Source organism: Undibacterium sp. GW821-FHT11H02 (genome assembly GCF_058808015.1).
The window spans coordinates 116,404-136,618 of sequence record NZ_JBXARG010000015.1 but is presented as its reverse complement, the minus strand read 5'-3'; the positions used below and the strand labels follow the sequence as shown (position 1 = coordinate 136,618).

Annotated in this window: 20 protein-coding genes; 6 read left to right on the top strand and 14 right to left on the bottom strand. The window is 46.3% G+C overall.

The annotated features are described in order from the left end of the window. Positions 1-93: 93 nt before the first annotated feature. From AC1RR2_RS15315 to AC1RR2_RS15285, 7 genes are all read right to left on the bottom strand, one after another. Positions 94-1,488, bottom strand: coding sequence for a S41 family peptidase (locus AC1RR2_RS15315; protein WP_493223137.1), 1,395 nt, complete (start codon positions 1,486-1,488; stop codon positions 94-96). A 107-nt stretch (positions 1,489-1,595) separates the two neighbouring features. Then, positions 1,596-2,297: an SDR family NAD(P)-dependent oxidoreductase gene (locus AC1RR2_RS15310; protein ID WP_493223136.1), complete on the bottom strand. Its 702-nt coding sequence runs from the start codon at positions 2,295-2,297 to the stop codon at positions 1,596-1,598. Positions 2,298-2,611: 314 nt separating this feature from the next. Further along, entirely contained in the window at positions 2,612-2,875 is a 264-nt protein-coding gene (locus AC1RR2_RS15305; protein ID WP_493223135.1) for a TIGR02450 family Trp-rich protein, read from the bottom strand. A gap of 6 nt (positions 2,876-2,881) precedes the next feature. Continuing rightward, on the bottom strand, positions 2,882-4,429 hold the full coding sequence (locus tag AC1RR2_RS15300) for a cryptochrome/photolyase family protein (protein ID WP_493223134.1): 1,548 nt from the start codon (positions 4,427-4,429) through the stop codon (positions 2,882-2,884). Positions 4,430-4,436: 7 nt separating this feature from the next. After that, on the bottom strand, positions 4,437-5,795 hold the full coding sequence (locus AC1RR2_RS15295; RefSeq protein ID WP_493223133.1) for a DASH family cryptochrome: 1,359 nt from the start codon (positions 5,793-5,795) through the stop codon (positions 4,437-4,439). Further along, a complete protein-coding gene (locus AC1RR2_RS15290) occupies positions 5,792-5,947 on the bottom strand; it encodes a DUF2256 domain-containing protein (RefSeq protein WP_493223132.1) in 156 nt (51 codons plus the stop codon). Before AC1RR2_RS15290 ends, AC1RR2_RS15295 begins: the two co-directional genes overlap by 4 nt. Positions 5,948-5,980: 33 nt before the next feature. Next, positions 5,981-7,024: a MerR family transcriptional regulator gene (locus tag AC1RR2_RS15285; protein WP_493223131.1), complete on the bottom strand. Its 1,044-nt coding sequence runs from the start codon at positions 7,022-7,024 to the stop codon at positions 5,981-5,983. Positions 7,025-7,225: 201 nt separating this feature from the next. Between AC1RR2_RS15285 and AC1RR2_RS15280 the strand changes: the two genes are divergently transcribed. Then, entirely contained in the window at positions 7,226-7,534 is a 309-nt protein-coding gene (locus AC1RR2_RS15280) for a high-potential iron-sulfur protein (protein WP_493223130.1), read from the top strand. Between the two features lie 6 nt (positions 7,535-7,540). After that, positions 7,541-7,798 (top strand): TIGR03643 family protein, encoded by a 258-nt coding sequence (locus AC1RR2_RS15275; RefSeq protein ID WP_493223129.1) that lies wholly within the window; start codon positions 7,541-7,543, stop codon positions 7,796-7,798. A gap of 663 nt (positions 7,799-8,461) precedes the next feature. Here AC1RR2_RS15275 and AC1RR2_RS15270 read toward each other — a convergent pair. The 7 genes from AC1RR2_RS15270 to grpE all read right to left on the bottom strand — a co-directional run bounded on the left by AC1RR2_RS15270 (position 8,462) and on the right by grpE (position 16,287). Beyond that, on the bottom strand, positions 8,462-9,589 hold the full coding sequence (locus AC1RR2_RS15270; RefSeq protein WP_493223128.1) for an FAD-binding domain-containing protein: 1,128 nt from the start codon (positions 9,587-9,589) through the stop codon (positions 8,462-8,464). After that, positions 9,517-10,044, bottom strand: a complete 528-nt coding sequence (locus AC1RR2_RS15265) for a deoxyribodipyrimidine photo-lyase (RefSeq protein ID WP_493223127.1) — start codon at positions 10,042-10,044, stop codon at positions 9,517-9,519. The genes AC1RR2_RS15270 and AC1RR2_RS15265 overlap by 73 nt, the downstream gene beginning before the upstream one ends. 106 nt (positions 10,045-10,150) lie before the next feature. Further along, positions 10,151-11,266 carry an acyltransferase family protein gene (locus AC1RR2_RS15260; RefSeq protein ID WP_493223126.1) on the bottom strand — a complete coding sequence of 372 codons (1,116 nt, stop codon included), beginning with the start codon at positions 11,264-11,266 and terminating at the stop codon, positions 10,151-10,153. Positions 11,267-11,415: 149 nt separating this feature from the next. Beyond that, entirely contained in the window at positions 11,416-12,081 is a 666-nt protein-coding gene (gene can, locus AC1RR2_RS15255; RefSeq protein ID WP_493223125.1) for a carbonate dehydratase, read from the bottom strand. A 156-nt stretch (positions 12,082-12,237) separates the two neighbouring features. Continuing rightward, the gene (gene dnaJ / locus AC1RR2_RS15250; protein ID WP_493223124.1) at positions 12,238-13,359 is read right to left on the bottom strand and encodes a molecular chaperone DnaJ; all 1,122 of its coding nucleotides are present in this window, start codon (positions 13,357-13,359) and stop codon (positions 12,238-12,240) included. Between the two features lie 175 nt (positions 13,360-13,534). Next, a complete protein-coding gene (gene dnaK, locus AC1RR2_RS15245; protein ID WP_493223123.1) occupies positions 13,535-15,472 on the bottom strand; it encodes a molecular chaperone DnaK in 1,938 nt (645 codons plus the stop codon). Positions 15,473-15,708: 236 nt separating this feature from the next. Beyond that, on the bottom strand, positions 15,709-16,287 hold the full coding sequence (grpE, locus tag AC1RR2_RS15240; RefSeq protein ID WP_493223122.1) for a nucleotide exchange factor GrpE: 579 nt from the start codon (positions 16,285-16,287) through the stop codon (positions 15,709-15,711). Positions 16,288-16,705: 418 nt separating this feature from the next. On the opposite strand from grpE, the gene rfbB reads away from it, so the two are divergent. Genes rfbB through rfbD form a run of 4 tightly spaced genes read left to right on the top strand, consistent with a single transcriptional unit; the run spans position 16,706 to position 20,215 of the window. After that, positions 16,706-17,767, top strand: coding sequence for a dTDP-glucose 4,6-dehydratase (gene rfbB, locus AC1RR2_RS15235; RefSeq protein ID WP_493223121.1), 1,062 nt, complete (start codon positions 16,706-16,708; stop codon positions 17,765-17,767). A gap of 49 nt (positions 17,768-17,816) precedes the next feature. Beyond that, complete coding sequence (gene rfbA / locus AC1RR2_RS15230) at positions 17,817-18,701, top strand: glucose-1-phosphate thymidylyltransferase RfbA (protein WP_493223120.1); 885 nt, start codon at positions 17,817-17,819, stop codon at positions 18,699-18,701. A 9-nt stretch (positions 18,702-18,710) separates the two neighbouring features. Continuing rightward, complete coding sequence (gene rfbC / locus AC1RR2_RS15225; protein ID WP_493223119.1) at positions 18,711-19,268, top strand: dTDP-4-dehydrorhamnose 3,5-epimerase; 558 nt, start codon at positions 18,711-18,713, stop codon at positions 19,266-19,268. After that, complete coding sequence (gene rfbD / locus AC1RR2_RS15220) at positions 19,265-20,215, top strand: dTDP-4-dehydrorhamnose reductase (RefSeq protein ID WP_493223118.1); 951 nt, start codon at positions 19,265-19,267, stop codon at positions 20,213-20,215. The genes rfbC and rfbD overlap by 4 nt, the downstream gene beginning before the upstream one ends.

Genomic DNA, 20,215 nt, shown 5'->3' with positions numbered 1-20,215 from the left:
AAAGGCACAAATGCTATCGCATCTTGCCCTCATCAACCGGTACCGTTCATAAATTGCACTTCATCCTAGAATTCGCCGATTAAAAAATTCAGGCTAGTTCTGCAAATTCAATTCAGCAGACCTAGCCAGTTTCACCACACTCTCCTGCTGCATGCCTTTTAACATCTGCACTGCTGCTTCCAATCCCGCATCTTTATTCAACAATACATCTGCCCGAGTAACGCTGACGATTTGATCTGGTATCACGCCCACGCCTTCTATGCGTTTGCCATTTACAGGGGCGAAATCTAATTCGCTGTAGGCTAATGCGCCACCGCCCGGCACATTGGCGTAGCCCAGATAGCCGAGCAAGCAGCCGCAACTGGTTTCACCGATGACTTTTGCGCGACCTATATTTTGCAAGCTTCCTGCAAAAAATTCGCTGGCACTGGCGCTGTCGCTGTCGACCAAAACTACCACTGGTCCCAAGTAAGGATTCTTCACGCCTTGTAGTTCTAGCTCTAATTTTCCGGTACTAATTAAGCCAAAAAATAGAGTGGCTGGTTTGCCTGTGCGAGTAATGCGCTTACCGATCGCAATTTTTCCTTGCACCAGTTGATTCATCATCGCAATCGATAAATTGAGCGCGCCGCCGCCATTGCCGCGCAGATCAATCACGAGCCCTTGCGCAGCTCTGACTTTGTCATAAGTCGCTTCCAGTTCTTTGGCAAGCGCGGCATCAAAGCCTGTCAATCGCAAATAGCCTAGGTCATCGCCGAGCATTTTGCTAGTCAAGCTATCTTTGCGTGGTAAATCTGTACGCAATAAAGTGAGGTCGAACTGGGTGCCATCATTGCGTTCAACTTGTAAAGCGATACTGTCTGAAGGCGCATCCAGATCACCACTATTAAGAATACGTTTTACGGTTTTGAAACGTGCGCGTTCAGTGGAATTTTTGCGTGCCTTGCTCAATTGTAGCTGCCACCAATCGTTCGCTGTGACACCTTCTATACTTAAAATTTTATTACCTTTGACGATGCCTGCTTTTTCTGCTGGAGACTCCTTTGCAACGCCAGTTACGATTAATTCACCGCCTAAGTCGGCGACGCCCAAGCCTAAGGTATAACTGCGTTTGTCTTTATCATAGGCATACTGTTTCGCCGATAACACACGCGTATGAGCATCGCCCAGTTCACCCACCATGTTGTCCAAATTTTTCCAAAACGCGTCGTCCGTCGGCGCGCTCAAGACTTTGGCTTGATACTCTTGTCCGACTTTTTTCCAATCGACGCCATTTAGATTAGGATCAACATAGGCTTCATTTACACGAGTCCACACAAAATCATAAGCACGCTGCCGCGTATCAGTATCAAGCGCGACACCAGCAGGAGGTGCATCATTACCGATGTGGCGCGTCAAAATATAATTTGGGTCTATGGCTGCACAGGCAAGCAAAAGCTGCAGCAGGCCCAACGACAAGCCACGTTTCAACCACAATTGAAGGTTCATTTTATGCGGAGGCGAATTCAATTTCATGAATGGTTTCTTTCGAGCAGATTAGACAATCAAGATAGTCAGGACAATCGTCACACAAGACTGCATTCTACCCTCGTCATTTACCACGGCAAGCGCTCGCCCTTGTAACTAATAAAACTCGCACTGTCTTCGGCTTGCAAACTATCGATGACTTCTAACATTTCAACCGCTGCCTGCGCGGGCGGTCTACCAATTTGCTCACCACGAAACGGTCGCGACAATGCCGAATTGACGGTACCCGGATGCATAGCGATCACCACAGCATTTGGCTGCGTGCGTTTGATCTCTATCGCTGCAGTCTTGATCATCATGTTCAACGCCGCTTTCGATGCGCGATAGCTGTACCAGCCACCTAAACGATTGTCTTCTATGCTGCCGACTTTGGCTGATAACAAGGCAAACACGCTGCGCTGTTTATCGAGTAAGTGTGAAAAATGGCGTAACACCATGGCGGGGCCAAAAGTATTGACCATGAAGGTGGATTGCATTTGCGCGATATTCAGATCGCCTAATTTCTTCTCGGGCATGAAGTCTTGCTGATGCAAAATACCTGCTGCGTGAATGATGAGATGAAATGGGCCTATTGATTTAATTTGCTGTGCCGCTGCTTCGATACTACGCTCGTCGGTTAAGTCGATTGCGGGAACTGAGTTTCTATGTAACGCGACCACACGCGCACAATGAGGATCATTTTGTAGGGCTTGGACAAACGCTGCACCAATGGCACCGCTTGCACCTATGACGCATGCGCGGAAGCCTTTTGGGAAAGTGTGTAGTTGCATGAGGTGAACCTTTACTAAAGTGGCACAAAACGAATGATCAAATTTATTGGTTAACTTGGGCATGCAGGAATGGCAGCGATGCGATTTCAACTCTGATATCCCCTACCCCGTACGCAGGTAAGGGTTAGGCTGACGGTGGTTTAGCGTTCAACGCAGTTACTTGATATTGTTAGCAGCTGCTGATGCCCCCTCATCCCCGCCCCTTCTCCCGCTTGCGGGAGAAGGGAGTAGCCCAGCATCAATCCAATAGGCCAATCTCACTTGCACGACGGCCTAGCGGCGCGGGTTGCACCCGCCCTGCGGAATTTCATGCATCACACCCAACTCTGTTTCCAGCGCGAGCTATCCTGCAATTCTCGCCATAAAATGACTCGCTTCTTTCCCGAATAAACCGCTTCAATCTCTATCTCGGTGACTTGTGCATTCAGTTCGTCTGGTTGCACTACGCGACTCACCAAAAAATGCTTTTGCTTAGCGACGACCTCTACCGCAGTCCATTTGGTCAGCAGAAGTTTTTTCGGATTTAACTTAATCAGCTTACCAACTTCTGGCGAGTGGTCTTGATTTTGTCGAATCATATTCCCTCACAATTCATTCAAATTCTCTCGCAAAAAAATCGCACGTGCCGATAAATCATTGCGTGCCTCCACACTCATCTTACGCAACTGCGGATACACCATTCCGATCCGGGGATTACTCGATAATTGTTTTTCATTACGCGAAAAGAAGTCCCAATACAGCGCATTGAATGGACAGGCATTCTCTGTCGTACGTTGCTTTTTATCGTAGTGACAGCCCTTGCAGTAATCACTCATCCTATCTATGTAAGCGGCACTCGATACATAAGGCTTAGTCGCTAACACGCCGCCATCGGCATATTGACTCATGCCTAAAGTATTTGGCAATTCCACCCATTCAAACGCGTCGATATACACGCCGAGATACCATTCATGCACACGTTGTGGATGCAGACCCGCCAGCAGTGAGAAATTACCAATCACCATCAAGCGCTGGATATGGTGTGCATGGGCTTGTTCTAAAGATTGACCGAGGGCATGCGATAAACATCGCATCTTGGTCTTGCCTGTCCAAAACCAAGCGGGCAATTCGGTTTGATGATCGAACACATTTTCTTGCGCATAATCGGGCATAAAATGCCAATACACGCCACGCACATATTCACGCCAACCTAAGATCTGTCGGATGTAGCCCTCTGCTGCGGCAATCGGCACATCAGCGCGAGCCCAGGCAGCTTCGACCGCATCAATCACTTCGCGTGGACTAATCATCTTGACGTTTAAGGCGAACGACAATAGAGAATGAAACAAACGCCACGCCTTGCTGCTCATCGCATCTTGAAAATCACCAAAGTGCGGTAAAGCTAAACGGACGAAAGCCTGCAATTGCTGGAGTGCTTCGTCCCTGTGCAAAGGCCAGGCAAATTGCTTTGCGTTTGGCTCGCCGAAACTCTTCACACCAGCAATTTGTATTGTCGCCCATAAGGTGCTGTGATCATGGCGAGGCCGAAAATCTTCTGGCTCCCACGGTAATCCTGGCCAGGCTTTGCGATTGTCATGGTCAAAATTCCAGGCACCACCCGCAGGCGCTTGATCAGCCATTAAGACACGATGTTTCAACCGCATTTGTCGATAAAAATGCTCCATCAACCACTTTTTACGTCCATCAAAAATCTTGCTCGCCTCGTCTCGATCGGTAAAAAAATGTTCACTATCGAACATGTGAGTGCGCAACGCTGTACTTTGGGTAAATGCTTGTAATTGCTGATCTAAACGATATTCATCCGGCGCCTGATATTGAAATTCTTGCGCATCATAAATTGCGGCCAATTTCTCCATATTCGCGGGAATCGCATGCAGGTTTTCAGGGTCATCGATCATCAAATAATGCACACGATGTCCTGCCATTTCCAAACGCCGTGCAAACTCGCGCATCGCCGCGAAGATGGCAATGATCTTCTGTGCGTGATGCAAGACGTAATCAGTTTCTTGTCTTACCTCCATCATCACGTACAACACATCGTCTTGCTGATGCGCAAACCAGCTATGTTGTGAATTAAGCTGATCGCCCAAAATCAGACGCAAGGTCTGCGCTGTTTTCTTAGAATTTTTCATAGTGTTCTTAAAATGCATTCCACAACCGGCGATATTCACCGTCAGGGTCATGTTGTTTCGCCTGCTTTTTGGGATCGAACCAGCGTCCACCCAAATAGCCACGCGGGTCAGTACCTAAACCCGCCAAGTACAGACAATTCCCCTGATTGCTATAAACATCGTAGTCCAGCAATTGCGATTCGAACCAAGCTGCCGCAACACGCCAATCACCGCCAAGCTCATGTAGCCAATAACTGACTACTTGCTGACGTAAGCGATTTGATAAATAGCCGGTAACCGCAAGTTCACGCATTGCGGCATCGATCAAAGGCTCCCCAGTACCCGATTGAGTCCATGCCTGAAATTTTAGTGCATCGAATGCAGGCAAACTCACAGGTGATTTTGATAAACCACTGGCGCGATAAAGCTGTACACCGTATTTGCCATGCAAGAAACGGAAGTAATCGCGCCATAGCAATTCAAACCAAATCCAGTAACTGCTATCGCTCCTGCCTTTTGCGTCTTCGAATTGATGCAAAGCCGCCATAATTTGCGGTGCAGATACCGCGCCGCTTGCCAGCCATGGAGAAAATTTGGTGGAAAATTCTGTACCGTGCAACTGATTGCGAGTTTGCTTATAGCTGTGTGCTAAATCTGTGGAAAAGTAGTGCTCTAGATGTTGTAAAGCTGCCTGACTTCCACCGCAAAATTCGGCAGTCCCATAGGGGAAAGAGGAACGAACATCTTGCTCAGGGTGTTGGAAAATTCCGTCTTGATTGCCTTGTATGGATACTGAAAACGCTAGCAAGTTCGGATCTGATAACAGGCAATTTTTCGACAATGCACACGACACAGGCTGACGAACAGAATAAGCGCCCCGCTCTAGCTTTTGTCTGAATGCCGTAAATTGATCAGGCATCTGCGTCACATCAAAATCAAAATCTTCTGGCGCGTACATCGTTGACTGCCAGATGGTGTGCACCGGCAGTTTTAATGCTTGCAAAGACTGTACCTGCGTCAATTCTTCCGGCGCAGCTATCTCTTCACAGACGATAGTTTGCAATTCATAAGCTTGCAACAAATACGCCCATAAATCGGTTTGCGCACTCAATTCTCCCTCCAATTCGAGTAAAGAAAATTCGTGCCGATGTAATTGACGACCTAAATCGTCCAGGCTGTCACGCAAAAATCGCTGCCTGTGCGCTGAAATGCGAGCGAATCTCCATTGAGTTTGGCTAGACCGCAATGCACCGTAGGCAGAAGTATGACAAAACACCATCAACAAGGCAGCGCCACTTCGTTCTGCTAATGTGCAGGCATGATTCAATGCGGGGTTATCCTCTAACCGAAGATCATTCCGAAACCAATAAATAATCAAGTTTTTCATAGCGATTTTGCCGATGCGGAAACCGGTGAACGACGACAACGCTCAGAACAATATTTAACTGACTCCCAATCCTTCTCCCATTTTTTGCGCCAACTAAACGGCAAGCGGCACGCGACGCATAACTTACTTGGCAGCTCAGATTTTTTACGCATTTTCATGGCCTTGCTTTCAGAGAAGATGCTATCTCAATATTGTATGCCTTCAGCCTGCGCCACTCGCACTAGCGCCTGCTCCAAGGCCGAACGCGCATGCGCAGCGGTGTAGTGCAAATCTCGATGCAAACTCGCATCATCTTCATTCCGATTTTCGCATTGCGCACTGTAGCGCTCGAAACTGGTGAGCATCTGTAATAAGTCGACCAAGTGTCTTGGGCATTCACAGTGGATGCTGGTCGCTGACTTTGCGATATACATCAAACTTTCATCATCAATCAAACGTGCCGGAATGCCGCCACGTCGATTATTGCGAGCACTCTCTTGCGTCTTGATGCTCACTTTCCTGATACGTCCATGACGACTTTGTTGCTCGGCCAAGGTCAAGGCCCTTGCCAGGGCGACACGGCATAAGTGATCAATCTCCAACATATCACTAGGAATGCGCGCCACGTGAAATCCCGCCACTCGCAGTTGGCGAATAGCATCACTAGAGGCAAAGCGATACAGTATCAACACTGCGCTAGCCTGGCATGCTTGCTGCGCAGCTCTCAACAGAGGAATTTGTTCTTCGGGTGCAGTCAGTTCACCTTGCTCAACCACGACCACATCAACTCTGACATCCTTTAATTGCAGCTCGGCCTGTTTCAAATTCAATGCGGTTTGCACCAAACTTAATTTACTCAATTCTGGATCGAGATTAATCAAGGACTGACGCAACATCACGCCCACCAAAGCGATACGGAGCAGCCCATTGCTCACCTGCATCTGCGATTGTGCTGCAGGAAGATTAGCAACGGCACCTAACATAGCAAGTAGCTGTTGCAAATCAAGTTGAGCAACCGCACCAATGGAATTACCCGCATCCACCAGTTGTTTAATCAAGCCTAAACGTCTGACATCTTCGAATGAATATTGACGCTGACCACGCTCGGAACGATTCGGATCGGTCACGCTGTAACGACGTTCCCACACCCGCAAAGTTTCTACTGGAACCCCAGACAAACGAGCAGCGGCACCGCTACGGTAAGTTGCATTTGGATCCGTGGCTGAAGATTTTTTTGAATCATTATTCATAGTACGCTCACAATCAAACAAGAGAAATTACCAAAAGAACCGAAATTGAACCGACAAATTGAATAGTATCACGTTTTATTACGGTTCATTTATTGGACAAGGAAACACTGATCGACTAAGCTATCAGGGTTGAAGTAGTAAGCGAGATTGAGCTATTAAGCTACCGAAGGCCTCCTACCACCATATGAAAAGCTAAATAAAATGAACACACGCCGTCAATTTCTGATCCAAACTATCCCCGCCGCTCTGAGTATGGGTGTCGCCTTGAAAGCCAGCGCGCAAACAAACCATATCGATGAAAACGCAGCAGCAGCGACAGCACTTGGCTACAAGCACGATGCGAGCAAAGTCGACAGCAAAAAATATCCGGCCTATACGGCAGGTAAAAACTGCGCAAATTGCATGCTCTACCAAGGCAAACCAACCGAGGCTTGGGCGAACTGCGCCGCATTAGGTGGCAAACAAGTAAATGGCAAAGGCTGGTGCATGGCCTGGGCGAAAAAAGCCTAAATGACGATGCCGCAAATCGATCAAGCTATCATCGATAGAGTCATACAAATGGCGTGGGAAGACCGAACCACCTTCGACGCCATTCAAGCTCAATTCGGCTTAAATGACAGCGCTGTCATCCGGCTCATGCGCAGCACCATGAAAGCATCGAGCTTCAGAATGTGGCGGGCCAGAGTATCTGGTCGCAAGACTAAACACCAGGCCTTGCGTCATAATGAAGCGATGCGGTTCAAATCTAGTGATCAGAAGAATCGGGATTTTTAAAAAACGGCATCAACGGGACGGCTCAAATGTTACTTTTTATCAATTTTGTTTCTTGACGGATTGAGATCAATCATCAGTGGAATTTGAAGTGAAAAGTGTTTTTTCTTTCTGACTCAGACAAAGATTCAAATCACGCCGTAACGCGCCCTCGCGAAGGTAAAAACCACAACAAACACATCGACTCGGAAATGGATTGACTCCTTTTGTGTACGAAATTCCACCAGTTAAACTGATATGCCGGGCATAGGGAATTGCTCTGCATTTTGGACATCGAAGTCGAAGCATCAAAATGATAATCAAGATGCCGAAAAAAAAGAAAACCGCTATTTGAAAAGTTATATGCGCCCCTGCCTTGTGGGATAAATCAAAATAGTTAACAAACAATTCGAAAAGAAATATCTCCAGAATCAGAAAAGCTATGGAAAAATTGAGAGCATTACGTCTCGGCGCAAATTTTCTAACATTTTCAAATTGCGACTTCACAACATTCTTGTTCTTCAAATTAATCTTTGGATAATTCGAATAGTCTAAAGTGATCAACTTAATAAAATTTTCAAGAATCGACATTGTCAAAATTTTTTTAAAGAAAGAGCTAGTTTACAACAATAATTTCACTTTCAAAAAACATATCAAATTTTTCGATCATTCAAATTTGTATTCAATTTAGAAATCAAAACCCAACTGCTTTGCTCCAACCCGCTCCGTCTTGGAGTCAAACTCAATCGATGTAGCGTCGTTTGCATCGCACTTAAAGTGCTTCCTGTTTCCCACACTCCTTGACCCATGTTTCTTCACCACAGCCGATTTACCGGCTCTAACTTCCGCCTGACCACGAATAGCGAAAAGTCTAGCTTTCGCCTCACGAGTCGCGAGTTCAAGATCGACTAGCGGCATTAGGATATCGCGCCCCAATGTTATTCCGCATGCGAGCTGAACATCTGTCGGCATCGTCCACGGTTCAAATAAAAACAAATCGGGCACTTTACGCATCGCGGGCAACCAACGACGCACAAATACGCCTTTCGGATCATGATCATGCGCCTGCTTAATCGGATTATAGACACGTGGCACGTTGATGCCTGTCGTGCCTGATTGCATTTGCATCTGGCTCCAATGGATGCCGGGTTCATAGTCTAAAAACTGCGTTGCTAGCCACGCACCGACTCGACGCCAATCCAGCCATAAGGGATAGGCCGCCACCGACACCAACATCGCACGCATACGAAAATTAATCCAACCCGTCTCACGCAACATTGCGATACAGGCGTCAACCATAGGCCAGCCAGTACGTCCCTGTATGAAAGCCTGAAAATGCGCTTCATTCCAATCATGCTCACGCAAACCATCGTAGCCGCGATGCATATTGTGAATTTCAATTGCAGGTTCGGATTCCAGCTTTTGTATGAAGTGACAATGCCAATAGAGGCGACTGACAAAAGCGCTTAAACCTTGCTTCATCCGTGTAGCCAACGGGTGTTGGGAGATTAAAGGATCATCATGCAGTTGCTCCATGCGCTGCACCGTGGCATGTACGATTTCGCGCAAACTCAAACAACCAAATGTCAGATAAGGTGAGAGCCTAGAACAAGCATCGGGTGCGGACAGCGGCGACGAAATTCCTCCGCGATAATAAGCGCTGCGTTCGTGTAAAAAAGACGATAAAACGGCTAGGCCAGCCTGTCTTCCACCGCGTTGTCTCTGTGGTGGATCAGCTTGAATTAACTGTAGTCGTTCGGCCGAAGGTGGCAAGGCATATCGACAAATTGCATCTGCTTTGGGATGTCCAAACAAACTTGTTCCACATGTGCATCCCAACTTGCCTTCCAATGATCGCGATCAGCCAGTCTGCGCACTACACCGAACTGTCGATACTCCAGGAAATTGACTTGATGCGCACGACACCAGCGCCCTACGGCCAAGTCGCGTTGATAAGTCCATGCATTTCCCGTTTCTTCATGCGCACAGAGATTTTGAAAAGGCGCTTGAGTATGCAAAGCCGTGAGCACGTCAAAGATATCGCCAGTCACCACATGCAAACGTCCACCACGTTGTCGCAATGCGAGGTACAGATCACGCAAACTTTCTAAGATGAATTCAAAGTGCTGACGCGCGGCATCGGGCTGAGCCCACAAACCCGGTTCGACCACATACAAGCATAAAATAGGACCGCGTGAGGCGGCCTCAATCAAGGCCGCATGATCATGCAAGCGTAAGTCGCGCTTGAACCAGACAAGGCTATAGGACATACCGAAACATGAGAGATGATTAAGTGCTCTAGTATTCCAGATCACTACCAAGTTCTTGTCAGGCAATTCGGGTCAGACCGACAAGCTAAGCGTGACAAATTCACCTTTATTTGTAGGAAAAATAGCGATCACGCAATCGCATGAAGGGTGTTTCTACCACCACATACAAGACATAGGTCGCCATTAAACTGAGGGCAAACATGCAACTAATACCTGCCCAGGATTTGACTGATATACCCACAGCGTCAAATGGACGGATCAAAGCATTCATGAGCGGCTTATGTACCAAATACAGCGCGTACGACCACAAGGCTAAGGCAGATGCACCGGGGATACGGCAACGATATAAATACGAATTGGGGCTAAGTCCTGCCAAGGTCAACAAAGCAAATCCGCCAGCTAGTAAGCTATAGCCAAAAGTCGTCGTAAACCACAAAAAACCCTGTCCATCCACATAGCTATAGTAGGTGAATAAGTACATCGCGCTTGCAGTCAAGATCGCGCCGCCCAACAAGCTCATGTGGCCATATTTGAGCGAACGTGTCCACAATTGCGGATGAAAATTTTTCAGTAAAGCGAGCGCAACACCAGGCAACAATTCATCAAAGCGGCACCAGGTTGAATAGTAGATGTGCACGTAATACTGGGTAAAGTCGGCACCGACTTGTTGCCACATCAGGTAGCGCATACACGCAGCAGCGGCCATCGCACCAAACAATACCAAGCACATTGCACGTGCTGACTTTAAATAGCTAATAGTCGCGATGGCAACTAAGGGTAAAGCGACATAAAACTGTTCTTCAATACTAAGTGACCAAGCATGTGAAAACGCCGAACCCGGCTTTAGGTCAAAGTTCTGAGTAAAAGTTAAAAATTTCCAGAGCGGCGTCACCGCTTTCCCGCCCGCCTCGATCGGAAATAAAAAATAAATAGCGAGCACCACATAAAAATTCGGCAGTGTACGCAGTGCACGTCGAATATAAAAAGTCTTGAGTGAAAACCCGTGCTCACTTTTTAATCCAGCAAAAATCTGATTACCAATCAGATAGCCACTTAAGACAAAAAATAGATCGACACCGACCCAACCGATTTCACTAAGAAACCCGAAACTCGGTTCGTGACTGACGAAGACCATATAGTGATACATCAAGACCAGCAAGATAGCGCAGGCGCGTAAGGTATCAAGACCGTTGAGGCGTAAAGAATTTGAATCAGATTTCATGACATAGAGGACAAATGCGAAGTGTGCAATTGTCCTCTATTTGTGGATTTTTTTTGGGCTTATTCAGCGCTATTCGTCACAGGGTTTGCACGATTCAACACACGCTTTAAATACGCAATCACAAACGTATTTTATCCCGACTTTTGAGCTTACTGATAGCGCGCCAAGCTACGTTCCAAATGCGGTGCCAGCATTTGTGGCGAGTTGATAGACATGCCTAATTCATTCAGTAGACCATCTTGAATGCCGTACACCCAGCCATGCACTTCGACCGACTGACCACGTTCCCAAGCATCTTGGATGATGGTGGTTTGGCATACATTCACGACTTGCTCGATTACATTCAGCTCACACAATCGATCGACACGTTCCTTTTCTGGTAAAACTTCGCCCAGATATTTTTCATGTTTTTGATGTACGTCCTGAACATGACGTAGCCAATTATCGGCTAAGCCAACCCGGCGACCTGTCAGCGCAGCGTGCACGCCGCCGCAGCCGTAATGTCCGCAAACAATGACGTGTTTCACTTTTAAAACATCAACCGCAAATTGCAACACTGACAGGCAATTCAAATCGGAATGCACGACTAAATTAGCGATATTGCGATGGACAAACAACTCGCCCGGCAACAATCCCAATAATTCGTTGGCAGGTACTCGACTATCAGCACAGCCTATCCAGAGATATTCCGGGCTTTGTTGTTCAGCGAGCTTTTTGAAGAAATTAGCGTCGCGACTACGAATCTCGGCAGCCCAACTACGATTATTCTCAAATAACTGATCAGGGGTAACACTGCCACGTATGACTTCTCTCATATTGCTCCTTTGCTATTTTCACTTTCAACATTTTACCTTTTTTAGAATGCGCTATCGAATTTAGCCCTACTAAAACAAGGCCTTAAGTTTTTACTCACGAAAAAAAAGCGCGGATAAGAATCTATCTGCGCTTTTTTTCATTCATCAAAGTTCATCTTATTCAAAGAACTTCTTCACTTTTTCCATCCACGATTTGCTTTGCGGACTATGTTTAGAACCACCTTCTGTTGTCAGTTGTTCAAAACTACGCAACAAGTCTTTTTGCTTCTCCGTCAGTTTCACCGGTGTTTCTATCACCACGTGACAGAACAAGTCGCCAGCATAACCAGAGCGCACACCCTTCACACCTTTGCTACGCAGTCGGAAAGTCTTACCCGATTGCGTACCTTCAGGAATCGTGAAACTAGCTTTACCGCTCAAGGTCGGTACTTCAATATCACCGCCTAAAGCTGCTTTAACAAAGGAAATCGGAATTTCGCAATGTAAATCATCACCTTCGCGTTGGAACACCTGATGTGGTTTGATATGAATTTCCACATACAAATCACCCGGAGGACCACCATTAATACCAGGTTCACCGTTGCCCGAAGAACGAATCCGCATGCCGTTATCAATACCAGCTGGAATCTTCACTTCCAGCGTTTTATTACGCTTGATACGACCCGTTCCATTACATGGATTACATGGATCGGTAATCATCTTGCCCGTACCATGGCACTTAGGACAAGTTTGCTGAATACTGAACAAACCTTGCTGCATACGTACCTGACCATGTCCACCGCAAGTGGTACAAGTAACAGGTGAAGTACCTGGCTTGGCACCAGAACCATGACAGGTATCGCAACCATCATAGCTAGGAACACGTATTGTGGTATCAAAACCGTTGGCGGCCTGTTCCAACGAGATTTCCAAGTTATAACGCAAATCAGCACCGCGATACACTTGAGGACCTGAACTGCGACCTCGCCCACCACCAAAAATATCACCAAAAATATCGCCAAAGGCATCGGCAAAACCTGCACCGCCACCACCGCCTCCGCCACCCATATTCGGGTCAACACCGGCATGACCGTAGCGATCATAAGCTTCGCGCTTTTGCGGGTCAGACAGCATTTCGTAGGCTTCTTTGCCTTCTTTAAATTTTTCTTCCGCAGTCTTACTGTCCGGATTACGATCCGGATGATATTTCATCGCCAGCTTGCGATAAGCCTTTTTGATTTCATCTTCTGAGGCGTTTTTTGCAACACCCAGAATTTCGTAAAAATCACGCTTCGCCATCTCGATTACACCTTGTTTTAATTAGAGTCTTGCGTTTATCAAGCTTTTAAACCTCTCAACACAGAGACACAGAGGCACAGAGAAAAACAAAAATCTATCCCGTTTTTCTCCGTGTACCTCTGTGTCTCTGAGCCTCTGTGTTGAGAGGTTTTTACTTATTTATCACCCAACTAGATTACTTAGCATCTTTCACTTCTTTGAAGTCAGCATCCACCACGTCGTCATCTTGTGGTTTTGCATCTGCACCAGGAGCTGCACCTGCGGCACCGCCCGCTGCGGCTTGTTGTGCTTGCATGTCTGCGTACACTTTTTCACCTAACTTTTGGGACGCTGTCGACAAATTGCCGAGCTTGGTGTCGATCTCTGCTTTGTCGCCAGTTTTCAAGACCTCTTCCAACTCTTTGATCGCGGCTTCGATTTTCTCTTTTTCGCCAGCATCTAACTTGTCGCCGTGCTCAGCCAAAGCTTTCTTAGTTGAGTGAACTAAGGCATCGCCTTGATTGCGGGACTCAGCTAATTCTTTGACTTTATGATCTTCTTCCGCATTCAATTCGGCGTCTTTCACCATTTTTTGAATTTCTTCTTCAGTCAAACCAGAGTTTGCCTTAATGGTGATTTTGTTTTCTTTACCGGTTGCTTTGTCTTTTGCGCCTACATGCAAAATACCATTGGCATCGATATCGAAAGTCACTTCAATTTGTGGTGTACCGCGCGATGCTGGTGGAATACCTTCCAAATTGAATTCGCCCAAACCTTTATTACGCGCTGCGATTTCACGTTCACCTTGGTAAACCTTGATCGTTACCGCTGGTTGATTGTCATCCGCAGTTGAGAACACTTGGCTGAACTTGGTTGGAATCGTGGTGTTCTTTTGAATCATCTTCGTCATCACGCCACCCAAAGTCTCGATACCCAAAGACAAAGGTGTTACGTCTAACAACAAGACGTCTTTACGATCACCGGACAATACAGAACCTTGAATCGCTGCACCCACTGCAACCGCTTCATCAGGATTCACGTCTTTACGTGGTTCTTTGCCGAAGAATTCCTTGACCAACTCTTGAACCTTAGGCATACGTGTCATACCACCCACCAGGATGATGTCATCGATGTCTGAGGTTTTCACGCCCGCATCTTTGATCGCCATGCGGCATGGTTCCATGGTCTTCTGAATTAATTCTTCTACCAATGCTTCCAATTTGGCACGTGTAATTTTCAAATTCAAGTGCGTTGGTGCGCCATTTGCCATGGCGATGTAAGGCTCGTTAATCTCTGTTTGCTGTGAGCTAGACAATTCGATCTTGGCGCGTTCTGCAGACGCTTTAATACGTTGCAGAGCGATAGGATCTTTAGACAAATCCAAGCCATTGATCTTTTTGAATTCATCAATGATGTAGTCGATGATGCGTTGATCGAAATCTTCACCACCTAAGAAAGTATCGCCGTTCGTCGACAATACTTCAAATTGCATCTCGCCATCAACGTCAGCGATTTCGATAATAGATACGTCGAACGTACCACCACCCAAATCGTAGACAGCAATCTTACGATCGCCTTTTTCTTTTTTATCTAAACCGAAAGCCAATGCCGCAGCAGTTGGTTCGTTAATGATACGTTTGACGTCCAAACCAGCGATACGACCTGCATCTTTCGTCGCTTGACGTTGTGCATCGTTGAAATAAGCAGGAACCGTAATAACCGCTTCTGTCACTTCTTCACCGAGGTAATCCTCAGCGGTTTTTTTCATTTTGCGCAAAACTTCAGCAGAAATTTGTGGTGGCGCCAATTTCTTGTCGCGTACAGAAACCCATGCATCGCCATTGTCAGCTTTAGAAATGGTGTAAGGCATCAAAGAAATATCTTTTTGCACTTCTTTTTCGTCGAACTTACGACCGATCAAACGCTTGACCGCGTACAAAGTGTTTTTTGGATTGGTGACGGCTTGGCGTTTAGCAGAAGCACCGACGAGGATCTCGCCATCTTCTTGATAAGCGATGATCGACGGCGTGGTACGCGCGCCTTCTACGTTTTCGATCACTTTTGGTTGGCCATTCTCCATCACTGCGACGCAAGAGTTGGTTGTACCTAAATCAATACCGATCATTTTTCCCATGATATTTTCCCTATCCTAAAGAATTTATATATTTAATTAATTTCAAATGAATCTAAAACCAAGTTAAAACTTACTGAGCTCGTCGAATTATCGTTATCGCGCCCTTCTGTTTCTGATATTTGGCAAAAAACCGCATTTTCAAGGCGCTTTTTATGCTTTTTTGCGGTCTATTTGCCGATTTTTTGATTCTTGCCTTAGTTTTTCCTCATCTCGAGCCGTTTGAGCCCATTTTTTACTTACTTCGCTTGTGCGACAGTTACTAAAGCAGGACGCAGCAAACGATCGGCGATGGTGTAACCTTTTTGCAATACCGCAACGATAGTATTCGCTTCTTGCTCTGCTGGCACCATAGAAACGGCTTGATGCTTAGTCGGATCAAGTTTGTCGCCTTGTTGCGGATTAATTTCTAACAAACGATTCTTTTCGAATGCAGAATTCAATTGCTTCAGCGTCATTTCTACGCCTTCTTTGATGGACTCCACCGTTTGCGTTTCTACCTTTAAGCCCATCTCTAAACTATCTTTGACAGGTACCAAAGATTCAGCGAAACTTTCAATCGCAAATTTATGTGCTTTTGAAATGTCTTCTTGTGCACGACGACGAATGTTTTCGCCCTCGGCTTTAGCGCGCATGAAGGCATCTTGCAGTTCCAACACTTTGGCTTCCAATTGCGCCAAGGTCTCAACTGACACACCAGGCTCAATCACTACTTCAGGTTCGACCTGATTTTGTGCAGCAGCAGCTTGTACGGCTTCAAGGTCAATTGAAGTTGCTATTGTTTCAGTATTTTCTACTGGTTTATCTTGCTCTTGCATTAACAATCTCCATAAAAATCAAGCATTGCCCATACAAATGAGGTGGGTATTCCACAATTCAAGAGTCAAAGTGCATTTTTTAACTAAAAAAAATGGGAAGCCTCATAGGAAGCGCAAAACCAACTGACAAAAATTTACCATTCAACAACACATTTAATTACTTTTAGGACAAAAAAGCCTGACTATCGCACCGAATTTCAGGTCAAGTGGCGTAAAATTGCGGACTTTCATGAATAACATTAGGACTTACGCAAAATTGCGCTAGCCAGTGCCTGCCCTCGAATGCCTTAACCGGGTGCGTCGCCGCAGCCAGTACAAAGGCATAGCCTGCCTCTGCGAAGTCAGGGCACGAGGCGACTGCAAGTGCGCTAGCGTCTGTTTTGCGCCAGTCCTAACATCAACAAGAACAGGTATCCCCATGATTTTAGTCACTGGTGGCGCTGGTTTTATAGGCGCAAATTTTGTTTTGGATTGGCTGGCACAAAACGATGAAGCCCTTATTAACCTGGATAAGTTGACTTATGCTGGCAATTTAAACAATCTTCTTGGTTTAAAAAATGATCATCGCCATATTTTTGTCCGTGCTGACATTAGCGATCGCGATACGCTCAATCAATTATTGCAAGAACATCAACCAAGAGCCATCGTCCATTTTGCCGCGGAAAGTCATGTTGATCGATCGATTCATGGTCCTGCGGCATTTATAGAAACCAATGTCAACGGTACATTTAGTCTATTAGAGTCGGTCCGTGCCTACTGGCAAGCGCTGCCTGAACAAGAAAAAAATGCATTCCGATTTTTGCATGTCTCAACCGACGAAGTCTATGGCAGCTTGGAAGCAAACGATCCCCCCTTCACCGAGACTACCGCTTACGCACCGAACAGCCCGTATTCTGCATCAAAAGCAGCCTCAGACCACTTGGTACGCGCTTATCACCATACTTACGGTTTGCCAACACTAACCACAAATTGTTCCAACAATTATGGCCCTTTGCACTTTCCGGAAAAATTAATCCCATTGGTGATTACCAATGCACGTGCAGGCAAGGATTTGCCTATCTATGGCGATGGTAGTCAGGTGCGCGACTGGCTGTACGTCAGTGATCATTGCGCCGCGATTCGCCGCGTCTTAGAAGCAGGTCGCCCTGGAGAAACCTATAATATTGGTGGCTGGAATGAGAAAACCAATTTAAATGTGGTACACAGTATTTGCGATCTGCTCGACGAACTACAGCCCAAAACAGTCGGCAGCTATCGCGATCAAATACGCCACGTCAAAGACCGACCAGGCCACGACAAACGTTATGCAATCGATGCCCGCAAAATCGAACGCGAACTGGGCTGGAAACCTGCCGAGTCATTTGAAACAGGTCTGCGTAAAACCGTCAGCTGGTATTTAGCTAATGACGCATGGACTGAACAAGTTTTATCTGGCGAATATAAAAACTGGATCAACTTGCAATACCAAGAAAAAAACTGATTAGTACCCAATTAGCACCAACATAAAGTACAAAACACAAGAGATAACAATGGCACAACGCAAAGGCATTATTCTGGCAGGCGGTTCCGGTACACGCTTATATCCAGTCACCAAATCAGTATCAAAACAATTATTGCCGATCTACGACAAACCTATGATTTACTATCCGCTGACATCACTGATGTTAGCTGGTATGCGTGATATCTTAATTATTTCGACACCACAAGATACACCACGCTTTCAAGAATTACTCGGTGACGGTTCACAGTGGGGCATCAACCTCAGTTATGCGGTACAGCCGTCACCGGATGGTTTGGCACAAGCTTTCATTATTGGTAAAGAATTTGTTGCTAACTCACCCTCTGCCCTGATTTTGGGCGATAACATCTACTATGGACATGAATTCGAAGCCATGCTGCGTAGCGCTGACAATAATCAAGATGGCGCAACCGTGTTTGCGTATCACGTCCATGATCCTGAGCGCTATGGTGTGGTGGATTTTGACGATCAACGCAATGCACTCAGCATAGAAGAAAAACCACTCAAACCAAAATCAAACTATGCCGTGACTGGCCTGTATTTTTACGACCAGCAGATTTGCGATATTGCTGCGAATATCAAACCATCGGCTCGCGGTGAATTGGAAATCACTGACGTGAATAATGTCTATCTGCAGCAAGGGCAGCTCAAAGTCGAATTAATGGGTCGCGGCATGGCGTGGTTGGATACAGGCACACACGACTCATTATTGGAAGCGGGCCAATTCATTGCTACGATAGAAAAACGTCAGGGCTTGAAAGTCGCCTGTCCCGAAGAAATCGCCTTCCGCAAGGGCTATATCAGCCCGGCTCAATTAGAAGACTTGGCACAGCCTTTGAAGAAAAATGAATACGGCCAATATCTATTGCGCCTGCTGAATCACAAAAGTTTTTAAGCTCCCCCCATGAATATCATTCAAACGGATTTACCTGAAGTCTTGATTTTAGAACCCAAAGTATTTGGCGATGAACGCGGCTTTTTTTACGAGAGTTTTAATGCAAAAACCTTCGCCGCTTGTACCGGTGTGAACACTGAGTTTGTACAAGACAATCATTCACGTTCAGCCAAGGGCGTACTACGTGGCTTGCACTATCAAATTCAACAAGCACAGGGCAAATTAGTGCGCGTAATTGCTGGTGAAGTATTCGATGTCGCCGTTGATGTACGTCGCAGCTCGCCCAATTTTGGCAAATGGACAGCGGCAATTTTATCCGCCAGTAATTCCCGCCAGATGTGGATACCACCTGGTTTTGCACATGGCTTTATCGTGACCAGCGAGTATGCAGAATTTCTCTATAAGACGACCGATTATTGGGCACCAGAGCATGAGCGCTGTTTGCTTTGGAATGACCCTGCATTGGCCATCAATTGGCCGCTTGAAGGGATAGTCAATGGAAGGCCATCTTTGTCGGGTAAAGATCAGCTAGGAAAATTATTGGCCGACGCTGAGGTTTTCGCATGAGAATTTTGTTGACGGGTACCAGCGGTCAACTTGGTCGTAGTTTAGCGAAAGCGCTGCAAGATGTAGCTGAAATCATTACACCGCAACGTGCTGAGCTAGACCTGTCGAATATTGCGTCCATCGCACCCTATATTCAAGAATGCAAACCCGATTTGATCATCAATCCGGCTGCGTATACAGCGGTCGATCTGGCAGAAAAAGAAAGTGAACTAGCCTTTCGTGTCAATGCGGAAGCACCGGCTATTCTCGCTCAGGAAGCAAACAAACTAGGCATAGGCTTGATCCATTTTTCCACCGATTATGTATTTGATGGTCACAAGTCAGATACCGATGGTAATCGTACAGCTTACATAGAACAAGATATTTGTGCGCCGCTAAATGTTTATGGTGCGAGTAAGCTGGCAGGTGAACAAGCGATTGTAAAAAGCGGATGCGCGCATTTAATTTTTCGTACCAGCTGGGTGTATTCCGATTTTGGCAAGAATTTTTTGCTAACGATTTTGCGCTTAGCAAAAGAAAAAACCGAACTCAATATCGTCAACGATCAATGGGGCACCCCAAGCTCTACTTTGTTTTTAAGCGATGCAGTCAAACAAGTTATTCTGCAATTGCAAAATGCTGAAGCACGAACACCAGCAGCATGGTGGCAGGCACATCAAGGTATTTATCACTTAACGCCAAACGGTTATACCAATTGGTGTGAGTTTAGCCAGCGTATTGTCGAATACGCGGCCCAATTCGGTTTACTGAACGCTACGCTACCCAAAATACTAGGCATTCCGAGTTCAGATTACCCAACACCGGCGCAAAGACCCCCAAATTCCTGCCTCGACAAAAGCAAATTTAGCCTACATTTTGGAATTGAAATACAGGACTGGGATCTAGCTTTGCAAAACTGCCTGCGAGCTATCGCATCGTCAGTGAAATCGGCGGGCGCAGCTAACTAA